15 protein-coding genes and 1 pseudogene are annotated in these 17,499 nt (G+C 46.3%); all 16 read right to left on the bottom strand.

Features of this window, described 5'->3' with window-relative positions; translation table 11 throughout:
* Window positions 1–12 precede the first annotated feature (12 nt).
* On the bottom strand, window positions 13–1,251 hold the full coding sequence (gene argD / locus AC58QD_RS24950) for an acetylornithine transaminase (RefSeq protein WP_497337729.1): 1,239 nt from the start codon (window positions 1,249–1,251) through the stop codon (window positions 13–15).
* Window positions 1,252–1,257: 6 nt separating this feature from the next.
* Entirely contained in the window at window positions 1,258–2,055 is a 798-nt protein-coding gene (gene argB / locus AC58QD_RS24945) for an acetylglutamate kinase (RefSeq protein WP_497337728.1), read from the bottom strand.
* A gap of 23 nt (window positions 2,056–2,078) precedes the next feature.
* Window positions 2,079–3,311: a bifunctional glutamate N-acetyltransferase/amino-acid acetyltransferase ArgJ gene (gene argJ, locus AC58QD_RS24940; RefSeq protein ID WP_497337727.1), complete on the bottom strand. Its 1,233-nt coding sequence runs from the start codon at window positions 3,309–3,311 to the stop codon at window positions 2,079–2,081.
* A 38-nt stretch (window positions 3,312–3,349) separates the two neighbouring features.
* The gene (argC, locus tag AC58QD_RS24935) at window positions 3,350–4,399 is read right to left on the bottom strand and encodes an N-acetyl-gamma-glutamyl-phosphate reductase (protein ID WP_497337726.1); all 1,050 of its coding nucleotides are present in this window, start codon (window positions 4,397–4,399) and stop codon (window positions 3,350–3,352) included.
* A 90-nt stretch (window positions 4,400–4,489) separates the two neighbouring features.
* On the bottom strand, window positions 4,490–5,377 hold the full coding sequence (locus AC58QD_RS24930; protein ID WP_497337725.1) for a YitT family protein: 888 nt from the start codon (window positions 5,375–5,377) through the stop codon (window positions 4,490–4,492).
* Between the two features lie 79 nt (window positions 5,378–5,456).
* A protein-coding gene (gene prfB, locus AC58QD_RS24925) for a peptide chain release factor 2 (protein WP_497337724.1) occupies window positions 5,457–6,573 on the bottom strand; the annotation gives its coding sequence in 2 pieces (ribosomal slippage) (window positions 5,457–6,500 and window positions 6,502–6,573; 1,116 coding nt in all).
* Window positions 6,574–6,673: 100 nt separating this feature from the next.
* Complete coding sequence (secA, locus tag AC58QD_RS24920; RefSeq protein WP_497337722.1) at window positions 6,674–9,184, bottom strand: preprotein translocase subunit SecA; 2,511 nt, start codon at window positions 9,182–9,184, stop codon at window positions 6,674–6,676.
* A 228-nt stretch (window positions 9,185–9,412) separates the two neighbouring features.
* Complete coding sequence (hpf, locus tag AC58QD_RS24915) at window positions 9,413–9,976, bottom strand: ribosome hibernation-promoting factor, HPF/YfiA family (protein WP_497337721.1); 564 nt, start codon at window positions 9,974–9,976, stop codon at window positions 9,413–9,415.
* Between the two features lie 203 nt (window positions 9,977–10,179).
* Window positions 10,180–10,377 carry a cold shock domain-containing protein gene (locus AC58QD_RS24910; RefSeq protein WP_138881805.1) on the bottom strand — a complete coding sequence of 66 codons (198 nt, stop codon included), beginning with the start codon at window positions 10,375–10,377 and terminating at the stop codon, window positions 10,180–10,182.
* Window positions 10,378–10,779: 402 nt separating this feature from the next.
* A complete protein-coding gene (locus AC58QD_RS24905) occupies window positions 10,780–11,115 on the bottom strand; it encodes a hypothetical protein (protein ID WP_497337720.1) in 336 nt (111 codons plus the stop codon).
* Complete coding sequence (fliS, locus tag AC58QD_RS24900; RefSeq protein WP_497337719.1) at window positions 11,108–11,506, bottom strand: flagellar export chaperone FliS; 399 nt, start codon at window positions 11,504–11,506, stop codon at window positions 11,108–11,110. Before fliS ends, AC58QD_RS24905 begins: the two co-directional genes overlap by 8 nt.
* Window positions 11,507–11,525: 19 nt before the next feature.
* On the bottom strand, window positions 11,526–13,415 hold the full coding sequence (fliD, locus tag AC58QD_RS24895; protein WP_497337718.1) for a flagellar filament capping protein FliD: 1,890 nt from the start codon (window positions 13,413–13,415) through the stop codon (window positions 11,526–11,528).
* 15 nt (window positions 13,416–13,430) lie between these two features.
* Window positions 13,431–13,838, bottom strand: coding sequence for a flagellar protein FlaG (locus AC58QD_RS24890; protein ID WP_497337717.1), 408 nt, complete (start codon window positions 13,836–13,838; stop codon window positions 13,431–13,433).
* Window positions 13,839–14,006: 168 nt separating this feature from the next.
* Window positions 14,007–15,254 (bottom strand): flagellin lysine-N-methylase, encoded by a 1,248-nt coding sequence (fliB, locus tag AC58QD_RS24885; RefSeq protein ID WP_497337716.1) that lies wholly within the window; start codon window positions 15,252–15,254, stop codon window positions 14,007–14,009.
* Window positions 15,255–15,268: 14 nt separating this feature from the next.
* The gene (locus AC58QD_RS24880) at window positions 15,269–15,637 is read right to left on the bottom strand and encodes a DUF8042 domain-containing protein (protein WP_497337715.1); all 369 of its coding nucleotides are present in this window, start codon (window positions 15,635–15,637) and stop codon (window positions 15,269–15,271) included.
* A 97-nt stretch (window positions 15,638–15,734) separates the two neighbouring features.
* Window positions 15,735–16,004, bottom strand: a pseudogene (locus AC58QD_RS24875) (flagellin); the annotation flags it as partial.
* Window positions 16,005–17,499 lie beyond the last annotated feature (1,495 nt).

The raw sequence follows: 17,499 nt of genomic DNA, 5'->3' as shown, positions 1-17,499 counted from the left end.
TCCCTACTTTCTTTATTTATTCGCCGCAGTTCCTTCTGTAACGGCTGCTTGATCAGCCAGCACATTTGTAATGATAGCCACTGCTTGGTCAGCCTCTTCTACACTCACAAGGAAGTTAGGCAGCAGTCGGATCACATTCGGGCCAGCGCTGATTACAATTAAGCCTTGATTATGCATCTTCGTAACCGCATCGGCCACAGGAACCGTGCAATCAATCCCAATCAGAAGGCCAAGTCCGCGAACCGTCTTCACTAAAGGGTTGCCTGCGAGCTTCTCGTTCAGCTGAGATTGGATATAAGCGCCTTTCTGTGCTGCACAGTCGGCCAGCTTCTCTTCCAGCATCGTCTCAAGCGTTGCAATCCCAGCAGCTGTAGCGATCGGGGTGCCCCCGAATGTCGTCCCGTGGCTTCCTGCCGAGAACGCCTCGCGCAGCTTCGCTTTGCCCAACATAGCTCCAATCGGGAAACCGCTGCCTAAGCCTTTGGCCAACGTCATAATATCCGGCTCCACGCCATAATGCTCGTAAGCGAATAGTTTGCCTGTCCGGCCCATCCCTGTCTGAATCTCATCTGCAATCAAAAGCAAATTATGCTCATCACACAGTCTCACAACCTCCTGGATGAATGCTGGGGAAGCCGGAATGACCCCGCCCTCACCTTGGACGAATTCAAGCATAATCGCACATGTATTCTCGGTAATGTATGATTTCAACGCTTCTACATCGTTATATGGAGCTGACACGAACCCTTGTGGCAGCGGATGGAAGCCTTCTTTTACCTTATCCTGTCCAGTCGCGGTCAAAGTAGCCAACGTCCGTCCATGGAAGGAGGAATGAAAGGTGATGACTTCATAGCGGTTCGTTCCTAGAATCTTGGAATTATATCGACGCGCAATCTTGATTGCCGCTTCATTCGCTTCCGCTCCGCTGTTACAGAAGAAGACGGCATCGGCGAAGCTATTAGCTGTCAAAAGCTGAGCCAATTCCTCCTGATTCGGAATGTGGAACAAATTACTGACATGCCAGAGCTGATCGAGCTGCTCGACAAGACGATCTCTAACCCGCTTAGGGGTATGGCCGAGATTCGTTACTGCAATTCCGCTAGCAAAATCAATATATTCCTTCCCTTGATCATCCCACAGCTTGCTGCCCTCGCCCCGTACCATTGTGATTGGAAATCTTGCATAGGTCGGAAACAACGCGCTAGTACTAGTGCTCCCTGTCTGCTGTTGCGATTGTGTTTTCTCACTCATGGCTGCTCACTCCGTTCCCCGTGTAATCCGCGTCCCAATGGGATCGCCGTTAAGCACCTTGCTTAATACTCCCGGCTCGCTGCCGTTCACGATCACGACTTCTTGCACATCGCCCTGGATGCACTGAGTGGCCGCTCTAACCTTAGGGATCATCCCGCCATAAATAACTCCGTTCGCGATCATTTCCTCGGTTTCCGCTACCGTGACGATAGGAAGGACTTGCTTCACTCCGTCTATCTCTTTCATAATACCTGGAACATCGGTGACAACGATCATTCGGGCTGCCCCAATGTGGGAGGCAACAGCCCCTGCTGCTGTATCCGCATTTATGTTATATCGCTGTCCTTCACTGTCGAGACCAATCGGAGCAATAACCGGCATATAGCCAAGATCAACGATGCCCTGCACAAGTGCACCATTAACATGGGTTACATCGCCTACAAAACCGATCTCGCTCGCATTCGCAACCGGCTCGGCATGAATTAAATGACCATCCTCACCCGATAAGCCGAGCGCTTTTCCCCCTGACAGCTGGATCCGACGTACGATTTCTTTGTTGATCTGTCCTGCTAACACCATCTCCACAACATCAAGCGTAGCTTCATTCGTCTTGCGAAGTCCGCCTACGAATTCCGACTCAATCCCAAGCTTGCCTAACATGTCTGAGATCGCCGGTCCTCCGCCATGCACGATTACAGGAACCATGCCATCTGCCTGCAGGAGACGCAAATCATGGAAGAATGAATCCGGCAGCGCGGCTAGTGTGCTTCCGCCACATTTCATAACAAAACATGTTTTCTTCATAAGATGGTCCATTCCCCTTTACATTAAGTCCGGTATGCCGCATTGATCCGCACGTAGTCATACGTAAGATCGCAACCCCAAGCTGTCGCTGCCGCACTACCCATGTTCAGGTTCACATGAATGAGCACGAGCTCACCTTTCAAATATTCGGTAGCCTTCTCATCGTCGAACGGGATCGGGCGAGATTGTTCCAGCACTTGGATATCGCCCAATCGAATATCAACGGTCTCGGTGTTCACTGGCTGACCTGCACGTCCTACGGCTGCAATAATGCGCCCCCAGTTCGCGTCCGCTCCGAAACAAGCAGACTTCACGAGACTCGAACCGATAACGGTCTTCGCAATCGCTCTTGCTGCTTCTTCCGATGCAGCCCCAGCGACCGTTACTTCGATCAGCTTCGTTGCCCCTTCACCGTCTCGTGCGATCGCCTTCGCCAAGTATTCTCCTACATACCGAAATGCGTCGGAGAAAGCTTCCCAATCAGGATGCTCAGCATCCAGAGGATCGTTGCCCGCAAGTCCGCTCGCCATCGCAACGACCATATCGTTCGTGCTAGTATCGCCATCAACGGTTATCATGTTAAACGTCATATCCGTGGAACGATTGAGCAGCTTTTGCAAATTCGCCGAGGAGATGGCTGCATCAGTAGTAATGAAACCTAGCATAGTTGCCATATTCGGATGAATCATGCCTGAGCCTTTGGCCGCTCCAGCAACATGAATGGTTTTCCCATTCACTGAAACACGAACGCAGATCATTTTTTTCACAAGATCCGTAGTCAGGATAGCCTGGCAAAATGCTTCTCCGCCCTCATCATCAGCAGTTGTAACAGCAGGAAGCCCTTCAATTCCTGGATTCACACGATCCATCTTCAGCAGCTCACCAATAACACCTGTAGAGGTTACCCCAACATAATGCTCGGGTACACCAAATGCAGCTGCTGCTCCTGAACGCATAGTGCGAGCATCGTCCTCGCCCTGTTTCCCCGTGCAAGCATTGGCGTTGCCGCTATTGACCAACATGACTTGCAGCTTGCCTTCTACAGCCACACTCTCTTGCGTGACTTTTAGCGGCGCTGCTTGAAAAGCATTCAACGTATACACACCTGCTGCTTCTGCAGGCACATCACACACGATAACTCCCAGGTCATTGCGCTTCGTTTTTTTCAATCCACAGTGCAGACCGCCTGCACGAAATCCCTTCGGTGTTGTAACCGACCCGTTCTCCACTACTCCAAATTGAGCTTGCTGTGACATTTCTCCCCATCACCTGTCCCTTATTTACTTATACACCTTTATGGATAGACCGGCGAAAATAACAACCCGGTCGTTTCGTCCCATCCCATCATCAGGTTCAAGTTCTGCACCGCTTGACCAGCCGCGCCTTTTACCAGATTGTCTATGACTGATACTACCGTTACACGGTTCGTACGCTCATCCACCGAAACTCCGATATCGCAATAATTCGAGCCTAGCACCTCTTTGGTTGCCGGCCATTTGCCTTTGTCCCGAATACGCACGAACTGGCGTCCTTCATAATAGTGTCGGAACAGCTCGAGCACTTCCTCATCTGTACGCTTCTGATTCAAGCCCGCATAGATCGTGGCCAGAATCCCTCTAGTCATAGGCACGAGATGTGTCGTGAACGAAATTATAACCTCTTCTCCGCTGACACGTCCTAGCACCTGCTCAATCTCCGGCGTATGCTGGTGACGGTTCACTTTGTAAGCCAGCAAGTTCTCGTTGATCTCAGAATAGTGGTACGTTAGTCCGAGCCCGCGGCCCGCACCGGATACACCCGTCTTAGCATCCACGATGATAGAACGGTTGTCGATCCAGCCAGCATTCACGAGAGGCACTAGCCCTAACGTAGTAGCAGTTGGAAAACATCCCGGATTGGCGATCAAGTCCGCCCCTTTGCTGTCATCGCCGAATACTTCGGCAAGGCCGTACACCGCTTTTGCCAAATAGGCAGGATCAGCAGGCTTATGTTTATACCATTTCTCGTAAACCTCGCCTGACTTCAACCTGTAGTCACCCGATACATCAATTACCTTCAATCCAGCATCCAACAGTTTCGGCGTTAACTCCGTGCTTACTCCATGCGGTGCTGCAAGAAATACGACATCCGCTTTGCGTTTGATCAGATCCACATCAATGCCATCCAGCTTGTCAGTTACGATTTGGGACAAATGGGGATAGCCGTCCGCGATAGGTGCACCTGCGCTGGACGATGAGATAACAGAGCCAATTTCAACATTTGGATGACTCAGTAGTAACCGAATAAGTTCAACACCGCCATAACCGGTGGAGCCGATGATAGCGACTCTAATCTTTGTGTTCATTTTCGATACCCTCCTACAACCTTAATTCAATCCTTGCATTCGCTCTTGTTCCAAAGATATGTATTATTATACGTCTGATAGAATATTAATTCAATGAGAAAATTGCTGCTTAAACCCTTCTCCAAGCACTTCTGTTGCATCCGCCAAAATAATAAAGGCAGCCGGGTCGATCGACTTCACCAACGCTTTCAACCTGGTTACCTCTGTCTGACTAACGACTACCATAAGCACAGGCCTTTCTTCCCCCGTAAACCCCCCATGTGCCGCTAGCTGGGTTAATCCACGGTCCAAATCATACAGAATGGCTTGACGAATGGCCTCTGTTTCACGGGTAATAACGAACGCCACCTTCGAGTATTTGAAGCCTAGCTGCACGACGTCGATGGTCTTAGTAGTAACATAGAGCCCGATGAGCGCTAATAAAGCTTTTTCTGGCGTAAAAATGAATCCTGCGGTAATAATAACAATCCCGTCGAAGAGCGCAATCGCGAGTCCATACCCGATGCCGGTGTATTTATGGAGTAATTGAGCCGCTAGATCCAAGCCGCCTGTGGAGGCACGGCCGCGAAATACAATTCCGAGTCCAGCACCCACTCCAATCCCCCCGTATATCGTAGCGAGAATTACATTCTCCGTCAACGGGCCCCAGTCGCGGGTAAGCAGCACGAAGAACGGAAACACGACCGACCCTACAGCTGTCTTTAAACCGAACTGTCCGCCTAATAATAAGAGACCCAGAATGAATAGAGGAATGTTCAATAACCATTGAACAACGGCGGGCTCAATATCAAACAGATGCTGCAAGATCGTTGATATCCCGGCAACACCGCCAGAAGCAATCTGATTCGGATTCAGAAACAAGTTAAAGCTAAGTGCAATCAGAAAGCTTCCAGCAAGTAATAAGCCGTATTCATACACCTGATGAAGCGGACTTCCTAATCGTATCAGCGGTTTTCTTCGACGACGATCTACCTTCACTAGCCTCACCCGACTTTCTGTAATATAAAAAGATTATCCATATACACTCTGTATGTAGGATAATCTTTTGGTCTGCTATTTATGATGGTCGTTCGTTATTAATCTGCAATCGCAGGAAAGCGTCGATGAATGGATTGATCTCCCCGTCCATAACGGCCTGAACGTTACCCGTCTCCGCTAGTGTACGATGGTCCTTAACCATGCTGTAGGGATGGAAGACATAGGAGCGAATTTGACTGCCCCAAGCGATATCGGATTGATCCCCGCGAATCTCAGCCAAATGCTTCAGCTGCTCTTCAATCTTTTTCTCATAGAGCTTGGAACGCAACATCTTCATAGCCCGCTCACGGTTCTTAATCTGGGACCTTTCCGTCTGACAAGTTACAACGATGCCGGATGGTGTATGGGTAATCCGAACCGCGGAATCAGTTGTATTAATATGCTGACCGCCTGCGCCGCTTGCTCGGTAAGTATCAATCTTCAAATCCTCCGTGCGAATATCCACTTCGACATCGTCCTCAATCTCTGGCACGACGTCGCAGGAGACGAATGAAGTATGACGACGGCCTGAGGCATCGAATGGTGAAATCCGAACCAAACGGTGCACGCCTTTCTCCGCCTTCAAGTATCCGTAAGCGTTATAGCCTTTGATTAGAAGTGTTACACTCTTAACCCCGGCTTCATCACCTGGAAGATAGTCGAGCACCTCCACCTTGAAGCCTTGCTTCTCCGAGTAGCGTTTGTACATGCGGAGCAGCATATCCGCCCAATCCTGCGACTCGGTTCCTCCTGCGCCTGGATGCAGCTCCAGTATCGCATTGAGCTTATCATAGGGTTGACTAAGCAACAGCTTCAGTTGAAAGCCTTCCAGCTTACTGAACAGCACTTTAATGGACTTCCCCAGATCTGCAGCCATAGCTTCATCGGATTCTTCCTCCGCCAACTCCAGCATTAGCTCAATATCTTCATATTCGGTAGACATCTCAAGAAACTCATCTACGACCGACTTCACAGCGTTCATCTCACTGATCGTTTGTTGCGCCTTCTCGTTATCATCCCAGAAATCGGGAGCACCCATCTTCACTTCAAAATTAGCAATCTGCTCCAGCTTCAGATCTAAGTCAAAGAGACCCCCTAAGGTCTTGAATACGCTTTGCCACTTCCCGTAAATCTTGTTTGAATTCCGGATCTAACATCTGTTCACTTCACCTCTCGCGATTAGTATGCTAAGGACCTTGTAATGCACGAAGCCCCCTATGGAGGGGGCTGGTCCATTGCTGTTATCTGTGATGCGGATTAAGCCAGCTTGCCATGACATTGTTTGAACTTCTTGCCGCTGCCGCAAGGACAAGGATCATTACGTCCTACCTTATCGTCACGAACAGTTGGTCGGTTGCCTTCAGCAGCAATTTTGTGATCCACTGCTTGACCTTCGGCCACAACTTGACGCTCCAAGTTGGATTCAACATGTGCTTTCATAATATATTTGGCTACTTCTTCTTGAATATTCTCGATCATTTCCTGGAACATCGCGAAGCCTTCGAACTGATATTCACGCAGAGGATCTGTTCCACCGTAAGCACGAAGGTGAATCCCTTGGCGCAGCTGCTCCATGGCGTCTATGTGATCCATCCATTTGCTATCTACGGCACGAAGGACGACGACCTTCTCGAATTCACGCATCATTTCTGGCGTTATGTTTACTTCACGCTCGTCATATAGATCTCGTACCAGTTTCTGGATTTCTTCGATCATATCTTCCTTTTCTTTGCCCCATAGCGCATCCTTAGTCAACTGACCTTCTTGCAAGAAAGTCGAGTTAGCATATTCAGCAATAGCCTCTAAATCCCACTCTTCCGGGACTTGGTCTTCTGGACAGTGGGCATTCACAATACGTTCTACGACCGGCATAATCATACCGAGCGCAATTTCCTTGATGTTATCCGATGCCAACACTTCGCGGCGCTGCTTATAAATAATTTCCCGTTGCTGATTCATAACGTCATCGTACTGAAGTACGACTTTCCGCATGTCAAAGTTATTGCCTTCGACGCGCTTCTGAGCAGATTCTATCGCACGAGTGATGAGCTTGCTCTCAATCGGCTGATCTTCTTCGAATCCGATCTTGTCCATCATGCCCATAATATTCTCAGAACCGAACCGACGCATAAGCTCATCCTGCATCGACAAGTAGAACTGTGTCGACCCCGGGTCGCCTTGACGACCAGAACGTCCACGCAGCTGATTGTCGATCCGTCTGCTCTCATGCCGCTCTGTACCTATAATATGCAGACCGCCAACATCAGCTACACCTTCACCTAACACAATATCCGTACCACGACCAGCCATGTTAGTTGCAATTGTAACCGCACCTGGTTGACCCGCGCGCGAGACGATTTCCGCTTCTTCCGCATGGTACTTGGCATTAAGAACCTTATGTTGAATTCGTTTAGCCTTCAGCATTTCTGACAACTTCTCCGAATTCTCAATGGAGACTGTACCGACAAGCACAGGTTGATTCTTCTTGTGGCGCTCAACGATTACTTCTACAACGGCTTTGAACTTACCGTTCTCGCTCTTGTAGACGACATCCGCCATATCGTCCCGGATCATTGTACGGTTCGTAGGGATTGTGACAACTTCCAGACCATAGATCTTCTTGAACTCTTCTTCCTCTGTCTTGGCCGTACCGGTCATACCAGCCAATTTGCGATACATCCGGAAGTAGTTCTGCAGAGTAATCGTAGCGAGCGTCATGCTCTCGTTCTGAACCTTCAGTTGTTCCTTCGCTTCAATCGCTTGATGGAGACCATCGCTGTATCTCCGACCTACCATCAGACGACCTGTGAACTCATCTACAATGATAACTTCTTCGTCTTGCACGACGTAATCCACATCACGCTTCATAATTGCATGAGCCTTGAGCGCCTGTGTAATATGGTGGTTGATCGTTATATTCTGGTGATCGAATAAGTTCTCGAAGCCGAATGCTTTCTCTGCTTTGGCTATACCGGCTTCTGTCAGATTGACTGACCTCACCTTAATATCAACGGTATAGTCCTCTTCATCATTCAATCGACTCACAAAACGATCCGCATCATAATACAAGTCCGTTGATTTAGCAGCTTGTCCTGAAATAATAAGCGGGGTCCGTGCTTCATCCACCAGGATGGAGTCGACTTCATCGATGACCGCATAGTACAACGGACGTTGCACCATTTGTTCTTTGTATAACACCATATTATCACGCAGGTAATCGAAGCCGAACTCATTGTTCGTCCCGTAAGTAACATCGCAAGCATAGGCAGCTTGTTTGGCTTCATGGGAAAGACTGTTCAAGTTGACACCAACGGTCATGCCAAGGAAAGAGTAGATTTTACCCATCTCTGCACTATCCCGTTGCGCCAAGTAATCATTCACAGTTACGACATGTACGCCTTTGCCTAACAATGCATTCAAGTAAACAGGAAGCGTACCTACCAACGTCTTCCCTTCACCTGTCTTCATCTCTGCAATTCGACCGTCATGAAGAACCATTCCGCCGACTAATTGCACATCGAAATGACGTTTACCTAGTGCCCGCCAGGATGCTTCACGAACGGTTGCAAAAGCTTCAGGCAATAAATCCTCAAGCGTCTCGCCTTTCTCTAAACGTTCCCGGAATTCTATCGTCTTTGCACTTAACTGCTCGTCCGACAGCGCCTTGTACGTTGGCTCCATTTCGTTGATGTAGTCCGCGACCTTCATAAGACGCTTTACTTCGCGTTCATTGGAATCACCGAATATTTTTTTAACGAGTCCTAACATGGGTCAGACCCCTTTCGCTGCAATATATATCTTTTTCTTGCTTGTGTTCATCAACATAATAATGAGAAGGAAAAACGGTTTGCATAAATTGTATCAGTTTGCAGAGAGTGTGGCAACAATCCATATTTTATACGTTTATATACGCAAAGAAAGTCCGATCCGTTTCGGAATCAGACTTCCCAGATTATGTGTGGATGATAATGCGGAGTGTGGAGCTAGGCGTTAGCGTTAGGCGTTGGGTTCAATTAAGCCATATTTGCCATCGTTGCGTTTGTACACTACGTTAACTTGCTCCGACTCTGCATTAGCGAATACAAAAAAGTTATGTCCAACCATATTCATCTGAAGAATCGCTTCTTCAATGTCCATGGGTTTCAGGTTAAATCGTTTGGTACGTACAAGCTCAAGTTCGTCCTCGTCTTCAAAATGTCGTACAGCAGTAGCTGTTGATCCTTCGTATCCTTCCGAGAATAAAGTACGAATTCCTCCGTTTTGACGAAACTTGCGGTTGGCCTTGGTTTTGTGTTTGCGTATCTGACGTTCGAGCTTCTCAGTCACCAGATCAATCGAAGCATACATATCTTCGCTCTTCTCTTCTGCTCGAAGCAGAATGCCAGTCAGCGGGATGGTTACCTCCACGGTCTGAAGAGTTTTGGATACACTCAATGTGACTTGAACATCAGTTGATGGGGGAGCTTCAAAATACCGTTCGAGCCTGCCGATTTTCTTTGTTGCATAATCCTTAAGCGCGTCAGTAAGAAGAATGTTTTGACCACGAATGTTAAAATTCATATGTTCAACAGCTCCTTTCGTACTTACAACTACATTATATCATATTTAAGAGTACTCTTCAAAAAAACTTAATAATAATTCAAAATTTTGTTAATATTCTGACATTTTAATGACGGCAAAATAAAACACCCCGGATATCCGAGGTGTGTGAGCTACCGTGTTCATCATTAACCATCTATTAGACAGCGGTTCACGCCGAATGATTAGATTTTAACGACGTTAGCTGCTTGTGGTCCGCGTGCGCCTTCTACGATGTCGAATTCGACCGCTTGACCTTCTTCCAATGTCTTGAAGCCATCGGATTGGATTGCTGAGAAGTGTACGAATACGTCTCCTCCGTCTTCACGCTCGATGAAACCGTAACCTTTTTCTGCGTTGAACCATTTCACTTTACCTTGCATGCAGAACATTCCCTTCGTCTTCATGTAGCTGGGGTTATATACCCCACAATTCGAATATATCACCGCTAACTTCAAGCTGTCAATGCAAACTACAGACATCCTGTCCATTTGATTCTTGTGTCCCAGTTAGCTAACAGAATTGCGAGAAAATTTGGCTATTTACAATACATTCACAATATGAAAGCTTGTTTTCATTAGTTATTCACAGAGTTATCCACACTGTCCACAGGCTCTTATCCGACTTACACACATGCCCTGAGAACTATTAGCTCATAAATGGGTCTCTGTGAACGGGAAATTATTTGATTAATCCGATATTTTTCGCATTTGATACTAATTCACAAGTCATAAATACAAATAACCTTCTACTTGTAATCCAGGCAGAAGGTTTCGGGTCTCGTTCTATTTTTTGGAATCAAAAAAGTAACTGGTCTGAGTAGAATAGGTCTCGTAACTTGTTTTTATATTCCTCTTGGTGGAGATCTCAGCAAGCTTATCATTGGCTTCATTCTTCAACTCGATCAGCTTCTCCATAATGACCTGATTCCACTGATTGAATTCCAACAAATTAAAATTGCTTGGTATCGAGTCCATGGGAACGGATTCGTACTCTTGCAGACGAGACATTATCGTTTCTCTTCGCTCAAGGTATTCCAACAACTCTTCATAACTAATTGTAGAGATTTTCAAAGCGATAGACTTGGTTTCTTCATATAACCATGTCCATTCACTAGACATTTGGGACTCCTGAAGCGGTTTTCATCAATTTGGCTGCTTCTACCCAAGTATCTTTCATTTCTGTCAGATAACCTAACACTTCTTCGACTGGAGCTGGGTCCTTGTTGGCATTGGCTGTGACAAGGAGATGAATAAAGTAATCATATAGCTGCAATAGTTGATCTGCAACAGGGGAATTACGATCTAATGTGATAACGAATTCCGATATAATATTCTGTGCTTTGACTAGATTAGTATGCACTTCATCATACTGCTGCCGCTTCATAGCATCAATGCCGGCTTTGCAAAATCGGATAGCGCCGTTGTATAGCATAACCAGCAATTGTTCCTTGGAAGCAGTCTGAATGGAGTTTTCGAAATATTTGTTTTGTTGCGCCTGTTGTTGGTACATCTAATAGAGCCCCTCTCCGTTATTGCCCTGAAAATTGTTGAGCTAACCAAGCACTCTGAGAGTTCAATTGATTAATGTATTTCTCCATTGCTGTGAATTGCCTGTAGTATCGATCTTCGACGTCGGTCAACCTCTTAGTCATGGCTCTGATTCGGCTATCTAAATCGTCCATCTCCTTGCCTTGCAGGTAATCTTGCGATCCGCTGCTTGCCGTGCCGGCTGTTTCCTTCAACTGATTCAGCACTCGTTCTGCGCGATCGTACAAACGTACGGCTAATCCGTCAGCAGCTTCTGAATTCTTGTCTTTATCGTCCGCTGTGAATAAGGCCATGATTTGTTCGGGTTGTTCTGCAATCGCCTTTCTCAGCTTAGTCTCGTCAATGTGAAGCTTGCCTTGATCCGCATAACCACCAGTCTTAATTCCGAGCTGAAGCATCTGGTTTACGTTATTCGCAGGTAGCCCACTGACAGCATTGTTTAACGAATTGCGCATGCCCTGAAGCGTACTATTCAAGATAGCGTCACCCTTGAGCAAGCCGCTCTTAGCTCTCTCTTCCCAGCGTTTGATCTCCTCATCTTTCATATCCTTGCGTTGTGCTTCCGTCAGCGGTTTGTACTCGCGGTAGCGGGTCTCGCTTGTCTTCTTATTGACGGCATCAATCAAGTCATTGTATTCATCGACGAACGATTTAATTGCCCCAAAGACCGATTCCGTATCATTTGAGATAGAAACCTTTACGGGTGTGCTGGATACCTTCCTGGCAGTGAAGCTGACTCCGTTAATTTCAAAACTGTTGGTCTTATAGGATACGGGAATACCGTTATATTCAACATTAGCGTTAACACCGGATGCCACCACTTTGGAATAATCTAAGTTGGATGCCAGTGTAAGTGATGCAGTTCCAGCACTAGTCAATATTCCGAGTTCCTCTAATAATTTGACATCATCCTGAGTAGAGCCTGCGAAAATTTCTTGAAATTCGATCGATTTGTCGTCATCGGGATTAAACAGCTTCAGCTTATTGTCTGAATCCAACTGAGCGGATATGCCGAGTTTACCCAGATCCGAGCTGTTGATGCTGTCGATTAAATCTCCGATGGATGTCTTCTCTTTGATGACAAAGTCATAGGTCATATTATTGTAAATAAGACGGAGCTTCTGATCAGGTATCGGATTCTTATTCTCGGGATCCTTCTTAATGACAGTCTCCAACACACCGCCTGTATAAGCTTTGGCTGCCGTGACGGTCTGTCCCTTACCAGCCTCATTTACAGCCCCAGGGAGCTTAAGGACAGTATTCAGCAGCGCAGCATTCGTACTTTTCACTTCAATCTTAGAGTCGTTTCCCGTCACAACATTCGTCAAGAAGAACCGGTCCAATGTTTCGTCATAACTGGCGGTAACACCGGTGTGCCTAGCTTTGTTGTTAATGTTGGCAACAACATCAGAGATTTTATCACCTGGTTTCACTTGTATCGCAGTGACACCTTTTTCACCGGCGACTGTTAAGATCGCCTCTGCGCCCAACCCGATCTGGGACATCAACGCGGACTTATTACGCACCCCAAGGGCGGAGTCAGAATGGAGCGTAGCCGACTTGGCAAGCTGAGTGACCTTAATGTCATGATTACCTTCTACAGCCGCAGAGGTAGCGGTGGCCGTCAGGAAGGTATCATCCTGTGATGTTGCCAGCTTAGCCAAATAATTAGACTGCAGCTTCATATCGAAGGCGCTGTTCTTAAAGCTAAGAAACTGGTTATATACTTCACGGTAACTGTCACGCTTCCACTCCGTTGATTGCTTCTGCTGACTCAATTTGTCCATAGGGGCCCGCTCTGCCGACATAAGTTTATTGACCATCGTGTCAATATCCATGCCAGTCGCGAGTCCGCTTATTCTTGTAGCCATGCTGTGTTCCCTCCCTTACCTTCGCTCATCGATTAATATGCCGGCCATCTCCCATAGCTTAGCAACAAAATCGAGATTCTTTTCTGCCGGAATTTCACGAATGATCTCGCCCGAATCTTTGTTCAATACCTTCACCATAATCTGCTTCGTTTTCTCATGAACTGAGAAATCAAGCATCGTATTGGGTCCTTGCATCTGCTTGATCGCTTTCTCAATTGCTCGAATAAGCTGCTCTTCACTTATGGTAATGTGAGCACCCTTATTCTCGGCCTGCTTCATTTCTTTTGCATTGTGAATAACTGGCGCGGGTACTGGAGCTTCTGCTTTGGACTTTGAAACAAGGTTCGCTGCGTCTGCCCCAGGTGTCGGTTCAATTCTAGGCTGTCCCCCTGCTCCTCCAATAGGAAAATTCGAGCTATCCATCCTTAAGAACCCCCATTCCATCAAGCTTAATAATACATGTATCGGCTTCTTGCCCTATATTTTTTATAGGCATTGACAGGAGACTCAACACTCATCTTATAATAATTTTTAATCTCGTCTTGAGTTGTCATTTACGTCACTTTTGGGGGTTGCCAACAGACAACATGGTTAATTCTTAAGCAAAATAGCCATATAGGCCAATGACGTGAATTGATTCTCTTTCAGCGCTTGCTGGATTTTGTATAAGTAAGCGTTACTGTGCTCCACTGTTCTCGAAAAGGACTGAATGAGTTCCACGACCAACTGTTCGCTGATCGCTTTATGATGACGGGACATCCCGATTAGCAGTAACTTAATCATAGCGAAATGGATCACCATCATTACGTATGAATCGAACACTTCCTTCTCATTAAAAGGAAATAGATTCTTATAAGCATAGTTTACCAGGTAATTCTCTAGCATGTATTCATGTTCTTTCATGAAAGGAGAGTAGTAGCTTTCGTATGCTTCCTTGTAACGCTCTGTTACTTCTTCAACCGTAGTGTCACTCGTATATTCCAAGCCATAAAGGAATTGCCCTACACAGGTCTTATATCGATTGCTGTTAACGCCCAATGAAAACCGCTGATCCAGGATTTCCTTTGCAAGAACAAGCTGGATCGCTACTTGTGCCGGGACGTTATTGAGCTCTTCTTTCAGTATTCCGTTATTGACTATTAGAGTGTATTCCTCTATTATTTGCGGAATTTGATGTACTTGATCACTGGAACTAGAATCGCGAATTTTCTGCAAGAACATACCCAACAGAATAAGCCGATCTGGTAATGAATAAGCGCGGTTCTGAAGCAGTCGGATTGTAAAAATACGCATCTCCCAGAAGTACTTCTGATTGCGCTTCAGATTTTCCACACTCTCCGTGTTTATCTTCTTTGAAAGATGAACTCGGCTGTCTACCTCACCTTCAACTTCGTCAAACTCGATTCCATCTGGGTTCAACAAAACCAATCTAGCTATTTCCGGACAAGAAGTAGTGCCCGACCGTTCCAAAGTTCCATTAATTTCATTATTGATCCGTGGGAATTGAGAACACGTATTCGACAAATACTCTTCACCCAATTTGGTCTGAATGCCACAAAGCTTCGACTCATTCAGAAATGGACAATTCCCATTGGATTCCATACGGATTTTGGCATAATTGCTTTCTGAAGGATTGCTACGATTGCGGGTTACACTCTTGTCGATTACAGAAGTCAATTGTTCATCGCGGACTTTAACGTACTTCTTATATGTTGGCTCATCGATTGTCACTTGCCAACCCACACAACAGCTATCCTCACAGAATGAGCCGATGCACTGAAACTGCTGCATATAACGGGGAACTAGCTGCAATCGCTTTTTTGTTTTTATTGTATTCATATAGGAATCCCCCTTTATACGACAATATATGGGCGAAACGATTCATGGATGGATAACTTCAATTCCCGATAGCGGGGGATGACGAAGTTCCGATACATGGAATCCAGTTCATGGTATGCCCGCTCTTCATAGGCCGATGTTACTTTCCCCATGCTCTCGATTAAATCATTCTCGCAATCTACTGCCCGATCCAGGTCCATCCTATCTGACAACAATTCCAAAGTACGGCTCACTTGGTGTACAGCCCCACTGAAGTCACAAAACAATTGAATAGATGACTCGTATAATCCATTTTCCAACTGGTGAGTGATTTGCTCCAAGCCTTCATGCCCGGTATCCAACAATTCAAGTGTCTTATCGATGATTTCACGGTTTTGATCCATATACAATTCCTCGCTTTAATAAATTTGGGGAGTGACATCCATATTAGAAAAAAAGGAGACCCTAGACCAGCTAGAGTCTCCCTGTAACCAACTAAGATTAACGGAGCAATTGAAGAACTCCTTGCGGTTGTTGGTTGGCTTGAGCAAGCATTGCTTGAGCAGCCTGTGACAAGATGTTTTGCTTGGTGAACTCCATCATTTCTTTAGCCATATCCACATCACGAATACGGGACTCAGAAGCAACCAAGTTTTCGGAAGAAGCACCCAGGTTGTTGATCGTGTGCTCCAAACGGTTCTGGAACGCACCCAACTGGGAACGCTGCGAGGAGACTACTTCGATCGCATCGTTGATTACACTGACAGCAGCAGAAGCTTTCTCACTGCTCGTAATGTCCAATGCAAACTCAGAATTCTTGTTCGTAGTTCCGTCTGTAACATTAGCAATTTTTACGTAGGATGCAACTGTTCCGTTCTTAGCAGCCACTGTTTCGACCGAGCCATCGCCGCTGACACCCAGAGCTGCAGAACGCATATCGCCAACTGTGATTGTCATGCTTTGACCACTGTTCGCACCAACTTGGAACGAAGCAGTGAAATCACCCTTCGGCGAGTTCTTCGTTTGCACAACAGGTGCTGTTGTTGATTCTTGTCCTTCCTTCTGTTTCAGGACAAGCTCTCCACCGTCGTTAACAGATGCAGTGTATTTGTTGTTCAATGAAGCGTTTTTATTGATTGCATCAGCCAGGGCTTGGGATTGGGCTTCAGGGTTAGTTGCTTTAACAGCCGTACCATCCGCATACCCTACGTGAGTGTTTTTGCTAGAAACTTTGATCTCTACATTGTCAACAACCAATGCAGCTCCGTCTGTCAGTTGCTCCGAAATTGTAGCGGCGAATTCACCTTGTGTGCCGGCTGCTCTTACGCTCATTTCAGTAGCTTTAAGATCTGTTCCAGTACCGGTGATTTCGGTAATTGTAATCTTGTCGCTAGCTGCTTGAGCTTTGTAAGTGTTCTTCAACGTGGCGTTCGTACTGATCGCATCAGCCAAACCAGCCGCTTGTGCAACAATGTCGCCACCAGCAATATTAAATTCACCTTTGCTTGCAAGAGCGTCCTTCGCAACAGCTTTGAACGTTTGTCCTTTGATTACGACAGTATCGCCTTCAACAAAGGCTTTCTCCAATTTGAAATCGTAAGATCCTTTAACTTCTTCAGTACCGCCTACAAAAGTACCCTCGGATTTAATAATGGAGTTTCCTGTAGTGTTGGTATCCCAATCGCCTGTTGCTTTAACAGTAAATTTGGAGAAATCTAAGCCGTCTGCATATTGAGAAGTTCCAAGATCCTGGATTGCTTTCTCAATTTTCGCAGAAGTATTCTTGCTAGCTGTGGAGCTGGCAAGATAAATTTTCAACTCACCATTGTTATTCTCAACAGCCATTGTGTCTGCGTCAGCGATACCGATTTTACCTGCTGTAGCACTGGTAGCACCGAAAGTTATTGTTTGGCCTTGTAGGTCTGTATCAACTGCAACACCACCATTTGTAACAGACATAGCATTCACATTTGTTTCATTAAATCCAGCTGTAATCAGACCTTTTTTGATTTCTGTTAAGGCTGCAGTTGCATTATTGATATCTCCCGAAATCGTTAATGTCTTCGTATCGGCATCCCATGAGTTGGACGATGTACCTGTTGTTAGATCTGAAGCAAATTTGATGTTAACTCCATTTAGTTCTGTACCTACAGAACCTGCAGAGAATACAGCTGTATTAATAGCAGCAGTACTAGCTTTTGCAGCTGTTTGGGCTGCAGATTGAACAATCGTAACTTTCTTCAAGTTCTGACCACCAGCATTGGTA

This window comes from Paenibacillus sp. J2R1T-4, assembly GCF_059692235.1.
The sequence above is the reverse complement of the archived record's forward strand: the minus strand, read 5'-3'. Positions and strand labels throughout refer to the sequence as shown.

Coding starts and splice junctions, on each gene's coding strand:
- argD (WP_497337729.1), bottom strand. CDS start 1,251: ATGAGTGAGAAAACACAATCGCAACAGCAGACAGGGAGCACTAGTACT.
- argB (WP_497337728.1), bottom strand. CDS start 2,055: ATGAAGAAAACATGTTTTGTTATGAAATGTGGCGGAAGCACACTAGCC.
- argJ (WP_497337727.1), bottom strand. CDS start 3,311: ATGTCACAGCAAGCTCAATTTGGAGTAGTGGAGAACGGGTCGGTTACA.
- argC (WP_497337726.1), bottom strand. CDS start 4,399: ATGAACACAAAGATTAGAGTCGCTATCATCGGCTCCACCGGTTATGGC.
- secA (WP_497337722.1), bottom strand. CDS start 9,184: ATGTTAGGACTCGTTAAAAAAATATTCGGTGATTCCAATGAACGCGAA.
- hpf (WP_497337721.1), bottom strand. CDS start 9,976: ATGAATTTTAACATTCGTGGTCAAAACATTCTTCTTACTGACGCGCTT.
- AC58QD_RS24910 (WP_138881805.1), bottom strand. CDS start 10,377: ATGCAAGGTAAAGTGAAATGGTTCAACGCAGAAAAAGGTTACGGTTTC.
- AC58QD_RS24905 (WP_497337720.1), bottom strand. CDS start 11,115: ATGTCTAGTGAATGGACATGGTTATATGAAGAAACCAAGTCTATCGCT.
- fliS (WP_497337719.1), bottom strand. CDS start 11,506: ATGTACCAACAACAGGCGCAACAAAACAAATATTTCGAAAACTCCATT.
- fliD (WP_497337718.1), bottom strand. CDS start 13,415: ATGGCTACAAGAATAAGCGGACTCGCGACTGGCATGGATATTGACACG.
- AC58QD_RS24890 (WP_497337717.1), bottom strand. CDS start 13,838: ATGGATAGCTCGAATTTTCCTATTGGAGGAGCAGGGGGACAGCCTAGA.
- fliB (WP_497337716.1), bottom strand. CDS start 15,254: ATGAATACAATAAAAACAAAAAAGCGATTGCAGCTAGTTCCCCGTTAT.
- AC58QD_RS24880 (WP_497337715.1), bottom strand. CDS start 15,637: ATGGATCAAAACCGTGAAATCATCGATAAGACACTTGAATTGTTGGAT.